The organism is Lysinibacillus sphaericus, from assembly GCF_015844675.1.
GTDB lineage: Bacteria > Bacillota > Bacilli > Bacillales_A > Planococcaceae > Lysinibacillus > Lysinibacillus sphaericus_E.
In genome coordinates, this window is sequence record NZ_LDGC01000041.1 from 1 (window position 1) to 16,936 (window position 16,936).

11 protein-coding genes and 2 pseudogenes are annotated in these 16,936 nt (G+C 38.0%); 4 read left to right on the plus strand and 9 right to left on the minus strand.

The features are described from left to right. From ABE34_RS12030 to ABE34_RS12050, 5 genes and pseudogenes are all read right to left on the minus strand, one after another. Positions 1-1,030: pseudogene (locus ABE34_RS12030) on the minus strand (IS3 family transposase); the annotation flags it as partial. Positions 1,031-1,141: 111 nt separating this feature from the next. Next, entirely contained in the window at positions 1,142-1,762 is a 621-nt protein-coding gene (locus tag ABE34_RS12035) for a hypothetical protein (RefSeq protein WP_197142815.1), read from the minus strand. 559 nt (positions 1,763-2,321) lie between these two features. Then, positions 2,322-2,885 (minus strand): hypothetical protein, encoded by a 564-nt coding sequence (locus ABE34_RS12040; RefSeq protein ID WP_197142816.1) that lies wholly within the window; start codon positions 2,883-2,885, stop codon positions 2,322-2,324. Between the two features lie 411 nt (positions 2,886-3,296). Continuing rightward, positions 3,297-4,067 (minus strand): hypothetical protein, encoded by a 771-nt coding sequence (locus ABE34_RS12045; protein ID WP_197142817.1) that lies wholly within the window; start codon positions 4,065-4,067, stop codon positions 3,297-3,299. A 156-nt stretch (positions 4,068-4,223) separates the two neighbouring features. Further along, positions 4,224-5,132 (minus strand): phage major capsid protein, encoded by a 909-nt coding sequence (locus ABE34_RS12050; protein WP_206700791.1) that lies wholly within the window; start codon positions 5,130-5,132, stop codon positions 4,224-4,226. Here ABE34_RS12050 and ABE34_RS25095 point away from each other — a divergent pair. Together ABE34_RS25095 and ABE34_RS12060 are read left to right on the plus strand one after the other, a co-directional pair. After that, positions 5,107-5,253, plus strand: a pseudogene (locus ABE34_RS25095) (tyrosine-type recombinase/integrase); the annotation flags it as partial. The gene ABE34_RS12050 and the pseudogene ABE34_RS25095 overlap by 26 nt on opposite strands. Positions 5,254-5,348: 95 nt before the next feature. Next, positions 5,349-6,731, plus strand: a complete 1,383-nt coding sequence (locus ABE34_RS12060) for a dipeptidase (protein WP_197142818.1) — start codon at positions 5,349-5,351, stop codon at positions 6,729-6,731. 179 nt (positions 6,732-6,910) lie between these two features. Here ABE34_RS12060 and ABE34_RS12065 read toward each other — a convergent pair whose 3' ends face one another. Then, positions 6,911-7,483, minus strand: a complete 573-nt coding sequence (locus ABE34_RS12065) for a nitroreductase family protein (protein ID WP_197142819.1) — start codon at positions 7,481-7,483, stop codon at positions 6,911-6,913. A gap of 289 nt (positions 7,484-7,772) precedes the next feature. Further along, positions 7,773-8,267: an amidase domain-containing protein gene (locus ABE34_RS12070; protein ID WP_197142820.1), complete on the minus strand. Its 495-nt coding sequence runs from the start codon at positions 8,265-8,267 to the stop codon at positions 7,773-7,775. 171 nt (positions 8,268-8,438) lie between these two features. Here ABE34_RS12070 and ABE34_RS12075 point away from each other — a divergent pair, with 171 nt between their 5' ends. Then, positions 8,439-9,461 (plus strand): DUF2804 family protein, encoded by a 1,023-nt coding sequence (locus tag ABE34_RS12075; RefSeq protein ID WP_197142821.1) that lies wholly within the window; start codon positions 8,439-8,441, stop codon positions 9,459-9,461. A gap of 591 nt (positions 9,462-10,052) precedes the next feature. On the opposite strand, the gene ABE34_RS12085 is transcribed toward ABE34_RS12075, so the two are convergent. Further along, a complete protein-coding gene (locus tag ABE34_RS12085) occupies positions 10,053-10,772 on the minus strand; it encodes a glycerophosphodiester phosphodiesterase (protein ID WP_197142823.1) in 720 nt (239 codons plus the stop codon). A 249-nt stretch (positions 10,773-11,021) separates the two neighbouring features. Between ABE34_RS12085 and helD the strand changes: the two genes are divergently transcribed. Continuing rightward, on the plus strand, positions 11,022-13,259 hold the full coding sequence (helD, locus tag ABE34_RS12090) for an RNA polymerase recycling motor HelD (protein WP_197142824.1): 2,238 nt from the start codon (positions 11,022-11,024) through the stop codon (positions 13,257-13,259). Positions 13,260-13,890: 631 nt separating this feature from the next. On the opposite strand, the gene ABE34_RS12095 is transcribed toward helD, so the two are convergent. Further along, positions 13,891-16,797: a hypothetical protein gene (locus tag ABE34_RS12095; protein WP_197229955.1), complete on the minus strand. Its 2,907-nt coding sequence runs from the start codon at positions 16,795-16,797 to the stop codon at positions 13,891-13,893. Positions 16,798-16,936: the final 139 nt, after the last annotated feature.

Sequence of the window (16,936 nt, forward strand, 5' to 3'; positions counted from 1 at the left end):
GGATGGAGATTGCCGTCTAGATGTGTTTTTAACTTTTCAAGCGTCTTATAGACAAGGGACATCTTTAACGTAGTAGATAATTCATATGCTACAATTTCTCGTGTTGCGACATCTTTCACGCATGATAAATACGCCCTTTGACCACCTCTATATTGCAGATACGTAATATCTGTTAAGAATACTTTTCCTGGCTCCTCTTGCTTAAATGCACGGTTTAAATGGTTCGGTATACGGCGATGCGCCTCTGTTGCTTTTTCTAACAGACGATATGGATTCGCACGACGTACTTTTGCATATAAATTGAACTTACGCATCAGACGAAGAATCTTTTTATGGTTCATCGGTGTGTCCAGCACATCTACCAGTGCCATATAAAATCCACGATAACCAATTTTCCCTTTCGCTTGATCATAAATTGATTTTAATAAGATGTAATCTTGATAATCAGCTTCTTCACGTAAAGCGTGTTTCTCCCTATTTTGAAGCCACTTATAATAGCCGCTTGGACTGACATTCGCTACCTGACAAAGATGACGAGTCATATTTTTTAATTGATATAAACGAATCGTTTCATTGATGGCTTGGTATTTCTCTTTTGGTGTTAAAAACGATTCTTCTTCGCCTGCCTTTCCATTTCGTCGAGCTTTTTTAACAGATTAAGTTCTGCCTCTAATAGTTGAATACGCGCTTCCGCTTTCTCAAGTTTTTTTTCTGCGGATAAGTTTTCAAGGCGTGGACGACCAGTACTCTCTTTTCCACGACGTTCCTCGTAAAAGCCTTCCTTACCATGTGTTTGATATGTTTTCTTCCAACGGCTAATTGCACTTTGAGCTTTCTTAATTCCTATCAGCTCTAAGTCAAATCCTGCTTCTCTGAAGATTTGGACTGGACCTTTTCCTTGTAAATTTGCCTGAACAGCTTTCAATTTAAAGTCGGCTGTATATTGAATTGAGCGGTCGGATACTGAGGCGACATTTGGATTCGCTTCAATTTGTCTGCGTTGGTGCTCGTTAAAAATTATTTTACTCATGATGTTCTCCCGTTCATAAATGGTATGGTTAGTATAACGGGGTTTTCAAACGTTGAAAATAGAAAAACCCCGAATAGGTCCACTTTTTTTAAAGTGTCCACTATTCGGGGTTCAGTTCACTTCTACATTTTCTCTCTTTTTCTTATCTTCAAGATCTTCAATCTGCTTATTGATTTCTTGAGCTTTCCTTATTAACACTAAATAATCACTATTAATTTCATAAAGCTTATCTGAATAACTAACACCATATCCATATTTCAGTTTTTTATTTTGACTGTACCCTTCATAAGTCCAACAACTAGAATAATTGGTACTGTATTCTGAATCAGCCTTTACCAGTCCATATTCAATTAGAATACTTCCTAGTTCACCAAACATTAACTTTATTTTCTTTTCTTGTTCACGGTGCAAACTATGGTTTTTGGGATTGTACGATACCCTGTCTTCATTAGTATGCCACCAAATCTGGTCATCTGCCATGTATTCATAAACTAATTCTGGATTTCTCTCTTTAAGTTCTTTTATCTTATCTTTTAGTTCTCTTGCTTTTTCTTCCCCTAATTCAACAACTTTTTCTGCATTAGCTTTTATAGTGGATAGAGTCTCTTTTTCAAACCAATTAGATGTAAATTTCGTCAATTCTTCTAAAAATAATCCTTTTTTTATTTCCATTTCATTTAAGAACTCTCGCTTTTTACTTTTCATTTCTTCAATTTCTATATCATAATTCATATTTATCACTCCTTATTAAATTATTTATAATTTAAGCGTAACACAAACATTCGTTCTAAGGAAGAATTATACATAATAAAAATCACCTCATTAAGAGCTAAAATATATATTATTTACTCTTCAATCATATCCATTTGAATTAAATGCTTACACTTCGGATACTTGCATGATAATTTATAAGTTTTTTTCATAGGTTTAAATTTTTCTAGCAATGTATTAACAAATGCTAGAAACGATAGTATATCCACGGTAATAGAAGTAAGCTTTTAATGAATCCATATTTCCCTTATAAAACCCCAATATTAGGACTGCTAGAGAATAAACAAAGAATCCAAGCAAGAATATTTCCATAGTGATTAAACTAACACGATTATATGTTTTTTTAATTCATCCACATACAGATTTTCCCCTTGATTAAGGTATGAACAATCGTCGAGAAAGTTTCATAATAAAATATTCCTTAAATGAAGTAATATAAAAACACTTACCGAAGTAAGTGTTTTAAAAAAGACTATTTATTGACCACTCATCACGGAGTGGTAGTTTTTCATTAGTTTGATTAATATTTTTCATTAGGATAATCAATAGAATTTGCTATCTCAATAAGCACTTCAGATGTTACTTTATCAGAAACATCTTGATCAATACTAAACACATACTGCCAATTATCTCTTTCAAAGACTAACATATTAAAACCAAATTTCGGATTTTTTATATATGCTGCATTACTTCCATTTTTCAATTTAAATACATTTGATATATACTTTTCAAATGGAATTTTATGCTGAATTGGTCGAACATTAATTTTAAAATGATTTTGAGGGAATTGATCACTTATCATTGTCATTTCAAATTCATCATTGATATCGCCATCCATATTACTAAATCTTCCGAAACGATGGGTAAAACTTATAGGTGGTACTCTAAGTGGTAGCTTAAGCTCTTTATTAAAATGTTGTTCAAAATCTTTTAATGCAGATTCTACAGTTTTATATCCTATTTCAGGAAAAAACTCTTCATAAGGTTGTGGTGAATCACTTGATTTTGCATCTGCAGTTTTGTTAATGGATATATTAATTAATACGCAACATAATAACAACATAATAAGAAAATGTTTATTCATTTCATCCCCCTAAATTATATTTAGGAATATTCTCTCCAATTGAATAAATAATATGCTTTTTATCTCCGCACAATATATTCTATACACAAGGCACTTGTTATTTTTTCTCCCCTTCTTACTAATTATCTAACGATGGTTCACCATGCACTATTGATTGTGGAAGGCTATCACGCTCATTCAGCCAGTTATAAAACGGTACTGGACGCTCTCTATTCACCGTTTCTTCTATAGATAATGAATTATTTGACTTACTATCTAAACGCTCAACAGCCTTACTATATGCCCCTACAAATACTGCTTTTAATATTCTTCATAACTTCAAGGCATAATAAAAAGCCACCCTAATTGTGGCTTGAACACTTTTTTTACTTTGTTACTATCTTTTCATCAATCCATTATTTATACAAAGATCTACTCCACTTGGAGCAAGCTAGACAACTCCGATTCCAAATACTCTAACTGAATATTCATTTCACCTTGGATGGACAGTAATTTTAAATCCATTTTTTCTCTTTCTTCCCACCACATTTGTCGAAATTCATTAATATTATAGATACTCTCTTCATAATCCATAAAATACATAAAGTTAAATAACTCCATAACTAGAGGTCGAAGACTATCCTCATTAAAGATTTCAATTATTTTCAATATATCATCATTTAAGAAAGCCTTATATGAGAATACTGATTGATAATCGTTTCTTGTTTTTTTCAAAGAATTTAAACACTCCCCACCCCACTCCTCTTCACTAGAACGAAGATTTAAATACTCCATATTAACAAATATTAAATTTTCTTCTCCTAAATAGCTATTTACATTTACTTTAAATCCTGCATATTCCCCAGTCATTAATTCAAATTCTTTCTTAATTTGATTAATTATTTGTATTACGTCTTGTACTTTATTAATTCTAATTTCTAATATCATTTTTTCTCTTTCTTTTTTATATTGTAATTCCAACTGTTTGGTCATTTGCATTCTTGCAATAAAGTATGCTCCAAATGCCCCTGCAATCCCGCCAGCCATACTTAATAACCCACCAATAATAGTGCTCCTATTTGTTTGTTCAAGTTTTTCCACACCAATTTGGTATGCAATTATGGTTAGAATTATCACTGAAATAAATGTAACTCCAGCTATTGCACCTAGTAGATACATTAATTTATTCTTACCTTTTTCCACTTATATACCCCCATAAATTACTAAATTAATAGTACCATGGGAAAATAATAAAGACTACACTCCCATGAATGTAGTCTCAATCACTTGTTCCCGACATACACGTTCAATTATTGGATAAATAAAAAACACCTACCGAAGTAAGTGTTTTACATAGAATTATATTTCGTATCGATATACTGTAGGTTCAAGATCCGAATAGATTAATTTTCCGTCCAATAAGTTATAAAGTTTGTATCCTACTTCATTTAGATGAGCATACATTTCTTTTGAAATCTCAATCTCTAATCCTACTGAATTGTCTTGGATTACAAATGACGACATATCTCCAAAATAGAAAACTGCACTGGCTTCATTAGTTCCTTTCACTGCATCCACACAATGTAATGGATAGCCAAAGAATGTATACTTTGCCCCAGCCTCTGAATTTTCTAATGTCTTCAGTGCTGCTTCTCCGTTCGGTAATGTAATAGTTTCAGCAAATTCTAATCCTGCATCGTTAACAAACCAACGTGCATTGTTTCGTACCGCTGTTGAAGGTTTTTTTGATAAATCACGTAATGCTTTATTATTATCAGTACTATCACCTGTAAAAACGACAGCTCGATTATACAAAGATCCTTCATTATATGTTGCACCGATACCGTTAAACATAAAATCAATTTCCTTCTTCACATATTCTTTCTTCATGACGTTTAAAATTAAATCTGCAACATTCACATTCATTTTTAATAAACGCTTTTTAATTCGAGATAACGAGTCAAATTCAACTGGATTCAATATCTCTGCTTTCAAACCAATCGAATTAACAGGAATTGTTTCTGTACGTTCAATAGCATTTACATGAATTTGCACATCCGAGCTTTCTATTAAAACCGGATACTGTAATTGCTCGTCTAAAGGTACAACTGTACCAAATTTACGTAGTAAGTTTTCCTGTTCTGTGTAACCAATAATTTCATTTGCAATAACTGTAGGAACTAATACTTTTCCGTTATTAAAATCAATTCCTAATGATCGAAGTTCATCTGAAAGAATTTCCAAGGTTATTGCTGAGAGGTTAGGCAATACACCTAAGATGATTATGGATGTATACGGTCATGTTCTAAAGGAATTGGAAGCAGAATCTGTTTCGTTATTTAGCCAAACTTTACAAGCTAGTGGGGCTAAAATTGGGGCTAATCATTAACGTATGTGGTGGAAACCATTGCTATAGCAAGATTCCCCAACCACATTATGCTATACTATTTCTATTATCGAAATATTTGAAAAGAGGGATGCTAGATGACAAATGTACAGCAGTTAGATGCGTATTTCACAGAACATCGCGAGGCACACTTAAATGAATTAAATGAATTTTTACGTATTCCAAGTATTAGTTCTTTATCTGAACATAAGGGCGATATACAAAATGCCGCAGAGTGGCTAGCGAACGCATTTAAAAAGCTAAATCTTGAGAACATCTCTATTACGCAAACTGCAGGTCACCCTGTTGTTTATGCTGATTGGCTACATGCTGAGGGTAAACCGACTATTCTATTTTATGGTCATTATGATGTCCAACCTGTTGACCCATTAAATTTATGGGAAACTGAGCCATTCAACCCTACGATTCGTGACAACAAATTGTTTGCTCGTGGTGCTAGTGACGATAAAGGACAAGTGTTTATGCACTTGAAAATGATTGAAGCATTATTTGCGACAACTGGCACTTTACCAGTGAACGTAAAATTCATCTATGAAGGTGAAGAAGAGATTGGTAGCCCTAACCTTCCTGCCTATGTTGAAGAGCATAAAGAGAAGCTAGCTGCAGACTTAATTTTGATTTCTGATACAGGTTTATATGGTCCTGGTAAGCCTGCTGTATGCTACGGATTACGTGGCTTAACGGGGGTTCAAATTGATGTTCGTGGTGCAAAAGGTGACCTTCACTCTGGTCTTTATGGTGGCGGTGTCCAAAACGCTATTCATGCATTAACTGACATTTTAGCCTCTTTCCGTGATGAGCACGGCACAATTCAAGTAGAGGGCTTCTACGACAATGTTTTACCATTAACAGCAGAAGAACGCGAAGCTTACCGTGCGCTTGGTTTTGATGAAGAATCCGTGAAGGAAGAAGTTGGCGTAAAGGAATTATTCGGTGAAGCTGGTTATTCCTATTTAGAACGTACTTGGGCGCGCCCAACATTAGAGGTCAATGGTGTGTACGGTGGCTTCTCTGGCGAAGGCATTAAAACAGTACTTCCTGCTGAGGCTAGCGCAAAAATCACATGCCGTCTTGTGCCAAACCAAGAGCCCGACGAAATTGTAGCACAATTAAGAGCACATATTGAAAAACATAAACCAACTGGCGTTGAAGTGACGATCTCTGAATTTGATAAAGGGCGCCCATTCTTAACACCATTTGATCATCCATTTATCCAAGCTGCTGGTCGCTCATACGAAAAAGTATATAAAGTACCAACTGCTTACACACGTGGCGGAGGATCCATCCCTATCGTCGCTGCCTTTGATGAAATTTTAGAATTGCCGGTAGTGCTAATGGGCTTCGGCTTATCAAGCGAAAACTTCCATGCACCAAACGAGCACTTCCATTTAGAAAACTTCGATAAAGGATTACGTGTTTTAGGTGATTATTTATTTGAGGTTGCTGAATTACAAAAATAAAATCAATTATGCCTCGGCATAATTGCGTCCGAATCGGCTTTGTGCTTGCACAAAGAACTCCTTTCCGATTCCGTGACATCCTCCGGAGGCTTTAACTTCTATCAGCGGATGTTTGGAAACCCGCTGATAGAAGTTAAACAAATCCCCTCGCTAAAAAGTAACGAGGGGATTTTGCTATGTTATTCTCCAAAAAACGTAACGATATCTGCTGATTTTTTACGTTCTTTCCCTTTTGGTGCTTCATCAAAATAGCCAACTTGTAGCATCGCAATCACGCGCTCACCCGGCTGAACCTTTAAGGCTTCACGGAATTTCGGATTATCAAGGAAACCAGGAGTTTTCCAGCATGAGCCGATTCCTTTATCCCAAGCTAGCAATTGAATGTTTTGAATAAAAATACTTGCCGCTCCGAAATCTTCTAATCGCTCTTTTTGTCGAGCATCCTCTGGAACGATTACAAAAGCATAACCGCCCGGTAATGTGAATTTCGTCATTTGCTTCGCTAAATCTTCACTTGAAAGCTCCTGCCATTTCGGTATCGTTATATCACGCAATAAATTATGAAGAGCAGATAACTCCTCACCACAAGCAACGACTAAACGCCAAGGCTCACGATTACCGTGATTCGGTGCCCATACCGCATCGTCAATAATAGCCATTAAATCTTCACGCTCTACTGGCTGACCATTAAATTTTTTAATAGAACGACGCTCAATAATCGCATCCCTTACAGATAAAACTTGTTCGCTCATATACTCATATCTCCTTCTATAACACTACAATATATTTATCAATTATGCCTCGGCATAATTGCGTCCGGAATCGGCTTTGTGCTTAGGCCTGCACGACGCAGGTCAGTTAGCCGTTATCGCATGGATGCGATGATTTTAGGCTAACATCCCCTAAGAATTTCCTTTCCAATTCCGTGACATCCGCCGGAGGCTTTAACTTCATTCAGCGGCTGTTTGCTGAACGAAGTTAAAATTTATCTTCTATCCCTCACATTATCACAAAATGATGAGCTTTAAAACTACTATCACTTTAAGCAAAACTGTCATCAATATGAATATAATAATAAGTCATGCTTGGCGTATAGGCTGTTGAGTCTTCATAAAAATAGGGTCGGTTAATACTATCTGACGTGTGTGCATTAACATAAGGAATACCATTTTGAATACTAGTCACAATGACAGAATGGTCAACTCTCCCATCCCCTTGAAAATCATAAAAAATAATATCTCCAAGCTCTAATTCTTCAGCAGATTGAACCCGCCTTCCCTTTAACCCAGTCGATGAGCCTTCCAAATACCATCTAAGGGAATGTGCAACAGACCAGCTAAAGCTCCAATTCCCATGCTGAAGCCACCAACCTTTCCCTCTGTTTGGAGCCCCCCGCATAGGTGCTCCCCCAGCAAGTAAACATTGAGATATATAGTTCGTACAATCAACAGTAAAATTCGGAAACGCTGGATTACGCCTGTTCCACCACAAGTTCGCATACTGCACAGCGGCCTGTCTGTTATACATTTTAGCCACACTACCCCTCCTTATGTTCAACATATGTGTAAAGGGATCTTTCTATTAGCTAGGTCCTTATTCATAAAAATGTCGAAAGTGGTCTTATTTGGCACTATCCTTGCTAGTTTTTGCTACAATAAGGGTAAGGACTTATAGATATTTATTTTATGATCAGAAGGGATGTTGAATGTGAAGCAGCATGCTGAGAAAGAAATTATACAACCTACTCTTTTATGCGATAAAAAAGGCAATTTAAATCCAGCTGCCATCGGATTTGCACGTAAACCTCTTATAAACAGCAATTTAAGTGGCCATATCATGCGCAAAAAGAAATGGAATTATTGGTGTGTCTACGGTGATGAGATTATCTTCTCTGCTACTATTAGCCACCTAGACTACGCAGCGGTCTGCTTCGTCTATTTCCTTGAATATGAAACACAGCGCTACTTTGAAAAAACAATTACAGTTCCATTGGGTGGAAAGTTAAAAATGCCTACACAGGTGCTAGACTCAGTAACCTTCAAAAATAGCGAAATGATGATCGATATGACATATGTACAAAATGAAACACATCTATCCGTTTCGATACCAGACTTTGATGGAGATACTTTATGTGCAAAGCTTATCATTCAACATCCGCCTACAGACGAGTCATTGAATGTAGTCATCCCTTGGAACCGTAAAACATTCCAATTTACAGGAAAGCATCACACACTTCCTACTTCTGGTTTCGTGTCAATTGGTACTCGCCGCTTTACATTTTCTCCTGAGGAAAACTTCTCTGTACTAGAATACAGTCGCGGCGTTTGGCCACGTCAATCCACATGGACTTGGGGAATGGCCTCACAGCGAGTTCGAGGCAGACGAATCGGACTCAACTTAGGCGGTAAATGGACAGACGGAACTGGAATGACCGAAAATGCTGTTTTCGTTGAAGGCAAAATGACAAAAATACATGAAGATGTACTGTTCAATTATAATCAAGAGGATTTAATGCAACGGTGGAAAATTAAAACTAAATTCACTAACCAAGTTTCATTAACATTCTCCCCATTCTACGAGCGTGTTGCCGTCACAAAAGCTGGCCTCGTAAAATCTGAAGTACACCAAATGTTTGGCTACTACGACGGCACCGTATTACTAGACAACGGCGAAACACTTGTCATTAAGCAAATGCTAGGCAGTATCGAAGAGAATCGCGTTAAGTGGTAAGAACTGGTAAGAACCGGAAATTTAATTGCTTGCTATATTCTTCTCCTACTGGGATTTAACGCACTGAATTTCGCATCCTCAGCGCGTTAAATCCGAAAAAATTCCATGCATAACGGATATCCGCGGACTTGATGGGGCTATCCGTTATTTTGGTGGAGATATCCGTCGCTTGGGCGGTTCTATATACGACCTTGGCGGGGCTATCCATCGCTTGGGTGGTTCTATCCACGATTTCGGCGGGGCTATCCGTCACCTTGGCTCTTCTTTCCGTCGCTCTCGACTTTCTATCCATCGCTTTGGCTTTTCTATCCGTCGCTTTGATTTCTATCCGTCACCTTAGCTCTTCTTTCCGTCGCTCTCGACTTTCTATCCGTCGCTTGATTTCTATCCGTCACCTTGGCTCTTCTTTCCGTCGCTCGCGCCTTTCTATCCGTCGCTTTGATTTCTATCCGTCACCTTGGCTCTTTTTTCCTTCGCTCGCGCCTTTCTATCCGTCGCTTCGGCTCTTCTTTCCGTCGCTCTCGACTTTCTATCCGTCGCTTTGGCTCTTCTTTCCGTCGCTTTGACGGTTCTTTCCCCCCTCCAGCCATCCTACCCTATCAACGCAGCTACGATCTTCTCCGGGTCATCTGTAAATATTCCTTTTACTCCGAGCTGCTGTAATTGTTTTGCATTCTCGACGTCATTCACTGTATATACACGGACAGTCGTTCCTTCATTTAGAGCTTCTTGGACCGATCTCCGAAAGGCTGTTGGTAAGTTGACGTGTATAGCATTTGCCGGGATTTGGGCTGTATAGCCGGTAAAGTCTACTAAGATTTCCGCAAACAAGGCCGCTTTTTCAATATATGGCGCTCTTTGTGAGATGATTTGAATTGACTCATGATTGAAGGAGGATATAATCACTCTTTCTGTCATTTGATAGGCAGCAATCTCTCTAATCACAAGGGCTTCTATCCCGTCATATGGAAATACATCGGTTTTGAGCTCAATGTTAATACGGTGATTTGTACCCGCAAACAGTTCTAATACGTCTCCTAGAGTTGGAATGCTTTCATCTTCAAATTCAGCTGAAAACCATGAGCCAAAATCAAATGCACGGAGCTCTTGTAGCGTGTAGTCCTTTACGTAGCCTGAGCCGTTTGATGTGCGGTCGATTGTTTCGTCATGAATAACGACTAACTCCCTATCTGCTGTTAAATGAATATCTAGTTCAATGCCTGTAATCGGAAGTCTTGATGCGGCCGCAAATGCAGCCATTGTATTTTCAGGGTAATGTGCTGAAACGCCTCTATGAGCAAAAATATCCAATCTTATAACCTCCTAGTTCGCTCACCTTTAGTTGGTAGAACGATTTTCTATCATTCAAGTTCTCTTGTTCTCCCCTAAATAAGCCTATTACAATTTCACTTGCTGGTAAATATTATATATAGTAGTATGAGAATCTACATTAATTATACCTAGGCATCATCGCGTCCGGATTCGGCTTTGAGCTAGGGTCTACTTTTCTCTTCAAAAAGTTTTATTAAAACATCGTAAGTAATTAGGAGGTGCTAAAAAATGACTGCACAACATCCAGATTTTAAGGCTGAAGTGGAGCGGCTTGCTTACACTAAAAATTACATGCAGCAAATTTTACATGAATCGCAAAAAGGTTTGCAAACTGCCCAGGAGAATATTCGTAAGTCGATGGGAGACCTTGATTATTTAGATTCCAGTTTGGGCTATAATAATATTTTGGCAAATGCTCGTTTTTTTGAAATGGCTCGAAACCAAAAAGAAGGCTTAGAGGCTATTCAAAAAAAGCCGTACTTTGCCCGAATTCATTTTCAAAAGACTGGAGATCCTGAAGAATTTCTTTATATCGGAAAAACATCTTTGTTTCATCGAGAAACTCATGAGCCGATTATCGTCGATTGGCGTTCACCGGTAGCGAACGTTTATTATGATGGTCGCCTCGGGGATATGGAATATGATGTTCGTGGAGAAATCCATAAGGGACACCTATTTGCCAAGCGACAATATAAAATCCAAGATGGTGAATTGCTTGATATTCGGGATATTGATTTAACGACAAACGATGAATTACTGCAAGAAGCGTTAGCTGGAAAAGCAGATGTGCGTTTAACAGAAATCGTCTCCACTATTCAAAAGGAACAAAACGAAATTATCCGAGCTCATCTTCGTCAGCCGATTATCGTACAGGGTGCTGCTGGTAGTGGAAAAACAACCATTGCCCTACACCGAATATCGTACTTCCTCTATACAATGGGCGAGGATTTTAACCCTGAGCAGCTTATGATTTTAGCACCGAATAAGTTATTTCTTGATTATATTGGAGATGTTTTGCCAGAGCTTGGTGTCGATAAAATTTGTCAAACAACCTTTACCGATTACGTTCTAGCTGCGACTAAGCTAAAACTGAAACTCCAAAATCCTAATGAACATTTAGAATCACTTGTTGCAGGTGAACCCCAACAAGCAGCTTCTTGGATATCCGAAATGAAGGGCTCTCTTTATTACCGTGATGTCGTCGAGCGCTACGTGCAAAAGATTGAGCAGGAAATCGCCAATCAATTTGATGATGTATTCATTGAAAAATATTGCATTATGCGTGCCTCCCATTTAAAGAAGCTATTTTTATATGAATTTTCTTATATGCCGATTGAAAAACGACTGGCACATATAAAAAAAGTGCTAGCAAGCCATGCCCGTCAAAAGAAACAAGCTATTTTAAATACGCTCCATAAAAAATATGATGAAGCACTTGGCAGAGCACTTGATGGATTCCGTGATGATGAAAAACGTCGTCGGGTTGTCACGAAGTTTATTGATGAACGTGATGAACGCATTCCTGCCATTGAAAAAGAGGCAAAGTCAACAGCAACTGTTTATATGCGACGCTTTTCTAAACATAACATCAAGACTCTCTATCGTTCCCTTCTAACAAATGCTGAGCTTTTAGCAGAGCTTGCACCAGAGTGGCATTATCTTGAGCAACAGCAATTTTTACAGGCACATGCTAAAGAACAATGGGTGCTTGAAGATTTAGCTGCTCTTTATTATTTACAAGCTCGCTTAAAGGGCATTCCTGATGAATGGAAAATGAGAGTCGTCTTTATCGATGAAGTACAGGACTATAGTTTATTTCAGCTTGCCGCTTTAAAAACTGGGCTGGAGACAGATATGTTTACGATGGTCGGTGATTTAGCACAAGGGATTCACAGCTATCGTTCCCTTACTGCCTGGGAACCTGTCCAAAATCTATTTCCTAGAGCAAGCTTTAGAACACTTCAAAAAAGCTATCGAACGACCATCGAAATTATGGAAGTTGCGAACAAGGTTTTAGCACAAATGGATGAACAGCTTCCATTAGTAGAGCCCGTAGTTCGTCATGGCAATGCCCCTACCTTTATAGAGGCTCCATCATTCGATGCCCTGCAAATACAAGACATTTTTGATGCCATTCGAGCAAATGGCCATCATTCCATTGCTTTAATCTGTAAAACGACTGCAGAAGCACTAACAATGCAGCAAGCATTAACAGATAAAAAAATTGCTTCTCAGCTTTTAACTGAAAACGAGTCTATTAATCAGGAGTTATTACTCGTTGTTCCAAGTCATTTAGCAAAGGGGCTTGAATTTGATGCTGTGATTGTAGCGGCCTTCGACACCCCTTTCTACGATACGAAGATTGATCGAAAGCTACTGTATGTGGCACTAACTAGAGCCATGCATGAGCTGTATTTAATTGGCCCAACAAAAAATACATTTTTATTAGAAAATGAACAGATGTAAATCAATTTCACCTTGGGGTAATTAGCTGTCGCTACACAAGACAATTGCTAAAAGAAGATAAAAAAAGTCGCTATGAAGGCGACTTTTTTAGCATCGAACATTCAGGTGCCCATCTATCGATTCCGAGGCGGTAAACGATAAAACCTCCCTCTGGATAAATACGCTTTTACAACTTTCCACCATGACCTTGGTGCTTCCTTTGGAGGAGACTTCTTTTTAGGTAGTGCCGGCATGCGCATGATAACGACTCCTTTCATAGGCTTGCTATTACTATATGAAGATAGTTACAGATTTATGATAAAAGGTTTCCTAATAATAGCTTACACAATCACACCTGGGATTACTATATATATTTACCAATAATTAGTGTATAACTTTTTTTACACTTTATCTCAAAAACAGACAGAGAGATGTATCAAATTACGATACATCTCTTTTAGTCTAATACGTAACACCCGAGTACTCAGGATATGGGGTCTCCCATTTAAAATATAAAATTTCATGAATAAAAAGCTAGAAATATAGAATCACTATTATTTCTAGCTTTTATCATAATTATAAAATTGTCAACTAACGCTATGTGGATGCTTGTCCAAAATGCCAGTTGGTAACCTAGCTTCTTAAAAGTAATTTATTCTTCATTCAGCGGTACATTCTGCAGTGTCCATTGGATCGTTCCTTCATATCCACCCACTTTAGCAGTTCCGGCTGGTACTTCTAAATAAAGCCCGTCCCCCTTTGGAGTCCATGTATTCGAAATGTTGATTTCTTCCCTAGTTGTTGTTTCCTTTTCATAAACCAGTGCTGAAGCATCTTCAGTAAGGGTTGAAACAGTTCCACCATAGTGGTAGTATAAGCCATCTAATATAGAATCTTTATTCTCCCCCCCTGTTAGTGGCTTAACGAGCTTAGCCGTCATCTTCCAAGACGGATTTCTCAATAATGCGCGACTATCTTTTACGGCTAAACGCTCGTCAAATTGGCTGAGATGATACGTTTTAGTTCGTGGTGAAATCGTCAGTTTTTCCCCAAAACCAATCACTTCCGGTGCAGAAACGAATTTCAACACGCCAGAAATAAGGGTTTTTAATTCATTTGATGTCTGATTAAATTCATCACCTGTACTGTATGTCCCTTTCGCTATCGCCTGACCTATAACAAACTCTCCTTCTGTCGCGTCTTCAGCCACTTTAGCGTTAAAAGTGACTTTTACTTTTGTAGAGCGTGGTAAGTTTGGATAGGGCTTGGCTTCAATTGTATTTGTGCCTTCATCGTATTCTACTGTACCCATTTCATAGCCACTTCCATCGATTATTTTAAGGTCTGTTGGTGGTTCTAAATGTGGATCATATTTTTGTGAAATCGTAAACTGACCATATGTCCCTTCATCATCCGCAATATAACCTGTATCCACCGAAATCTCATACTTCAATGTTTCACCCGGTGCAACTTCTGTTGGATCTTTTTTATCACTTTCATCAAATACCTGTTCGGTAATCTCTAATTTCGGGCGGAGTTTTATCGTTTCGATATTAGATTCCAGATCCACTTCGTCCACCACATATACAGAAATCTCGTGATCTAATCCCTCTTCCCATTCATTATTCTGAATTATGAGTTCCCACGGAGCATCTGTATTTAAATTTTCATTTTTATAATCTCCGACTTTCTTAGGCTCACTACTATCTATCATATAATAAAGACCGACCGTATCACTGTCTTTATCTTTCCATGTTCCTGTAATACGATAACCATTATCTGTATATTCGCCATCATTGTCTAATTGCAAGACTGGCGCAGCATCCGGCCTGTCAGTAACGGCCACCTCAAGATTCGCTTCAATAACTTCTCCATATCCTTGAGCTTTAGGTTCCCACCTTAATGACCAACCTGGGTGTGGCTCAAATTTATACATAGTATTTGCGTCAATGTCATTTTCAGGATAACCCGGTGAATTCAATCTATTATAATATGGACTATTATAATAGATACCATCTTTACCTGCTTGAGTGAATGGTTTATAATTCGGGTTATCACTAACTCCTTTAAATTTAGCTGGTGGATTCGCAAAACCATCACGGAAGAAAGTAAGAGCATAACTTGTACCGTCTCCCATTCCCTTCTCATAAAAGTAAAACCCTTCATTATTTCCTAACGAAAATAGCCTACTTTTTTCGTGCCGCCCGCCAATATCCATATGAACCGAATAAGCAAAATTTGTAACGGGCCACGTACTGTTTAATTTCCAATATTTCATACTTACATTAATACGCCCTTTAATATCACCCACTGGTTTCATTTTAATTTTCACATATCCATCTACTTTATATCCACTAAGGGGATAATAGACAATTACAGCTGCATAAGCAATCAACTCATGTGTCTCTTCATTTTTAAATAGTTTTAGTATTGGCATATGTCCAGATTGAAACCTTGCGTTATCGTCCTCACTATTCCCATGAGCAATCACAAGTCCATTACCTTCCCACGATGGATCGGAAGCTATCCCTTTGTTATAATAATATGTTACGATACCATCTGGTAAATCTGGATTCTGGTCTAGAGCTGTCGCTATTACAAAATTTTCTGCCTGTATATACTTTATTCCATCCTTGTGTCTATCCACTACACTGGCAAGTGTTGTATCCATGGTTGGCAACGGACGGGACCAATCATCACCATAGGCTATATAAGACTCCTCATCTTCCAATGAGTTAACTGACCGCGTATTGTTAAGATCCCCGAAATACAGGTACTCAGATCTTCCACTTTTATCTCTTACTGGAAATTCAACACCTTTATTTGTTTCCATTTGTGTAAATCTTTCTAATTCATTAGGATCATCCTCATCCAACTTTGAAAAATCAATCTCACCGATTGGACCCACACTACTTACTGGTGGTCCCAAAGGATAAGATTTTGGAGAAAATTTTTTACATTTAAGTGCTGAATTTTCTTCACTATCTAAATCTCTTGGTTCCTCTCCTTCAATTATTGGTTCTTCTTCATTGTTAGACCCTAGCTGTTCTTCTTCTTCAATTACTAGTTCTTCTTCAATGTAAAACTCTTCCTCACAGTCAACTTCCAGTTTTTCGTCAGTTTCAGGCTCTTCCTCTTCCTCACAATCCATTGCTAAGTCTTCTTCACCGTCAGACTCTAGCTTTTCCTCTCCTTCAGCTGCCAGATTTTCTTCACTTTCAGACTCGGACTGACTCTCACAAGCATTTGCAAGATCTTCTCCACCTCCAGATTCTGACTGTTCTTCTCCTTCAGTTGTTGGATCTTCACCATTTTCAGTCTCTGGCTTTTGCTCACCTTCAGTTGTTGGTCCTTCACCATTTTCAGACCCTGGCTTTTCATTATCTTCAGTTGTTGGCGCTTCGCCATTTTCTGTCTCTGGCTGTTCCTTACCTTCAGTTATTGGGTCTTCGCCATTTTCTGACTCTAGCTGTTCCTTACATTCTGTTGTTAGATTTTCCTCGCCGTCAGACTCTAGCTGTTCCTCACATTCAATTTCCGGCTCTGTAGGATCACCCACGATTAATCCTGCTTCAAATATATTTAGCTCGGAAAAGACTAGAACAAAAACTAATATCGATATTACTATTTTCCGCATTATCTTTTTTCACCGACCTTCTTACATGTTAAGCAGCTTCACGCCTTTATTTCCCCAATCA

Excerpts from the sequence above, each read along its gene's own strand:
- ABE34_RS12035 (WP_197142815.1), bottom strand. The coding sequence starts at position 1,762 with ATGAATTATGATATAGAAATTGAAGAAATGAAAAGTAAAAAGCGAGAG.
- ABE34_RS12040 (WP_197142816.1), bottom strand. The coding sequence starts at position 2,885 with ATGAATAAACATTTTCTTATTATGTTGTTATTATGTTGCGTATTAATT.
- ABE34_RS12060 (WP_197142818.1), top strand. The coding sequence starts at position 5,349 with ATGACAAATGTACAGCAGTTAGATGCGTATTTCACAGAACATCGCGAG.
- ABE34_RS12065 (WP_197142819.1), bottom strand. The coding sequence starts at position 7,483 with ATGAGCGAACAAGTTTTATCTGTAAGGGATGCGATTATTGAGCGTCGT.
- helD (WP_197142824.1), top strand. The coding sequence starts at position 11,022 with ATGACTGCACAACATCCAGATTTTAAGGCTGAAGTGGAGCGGCTTGCT.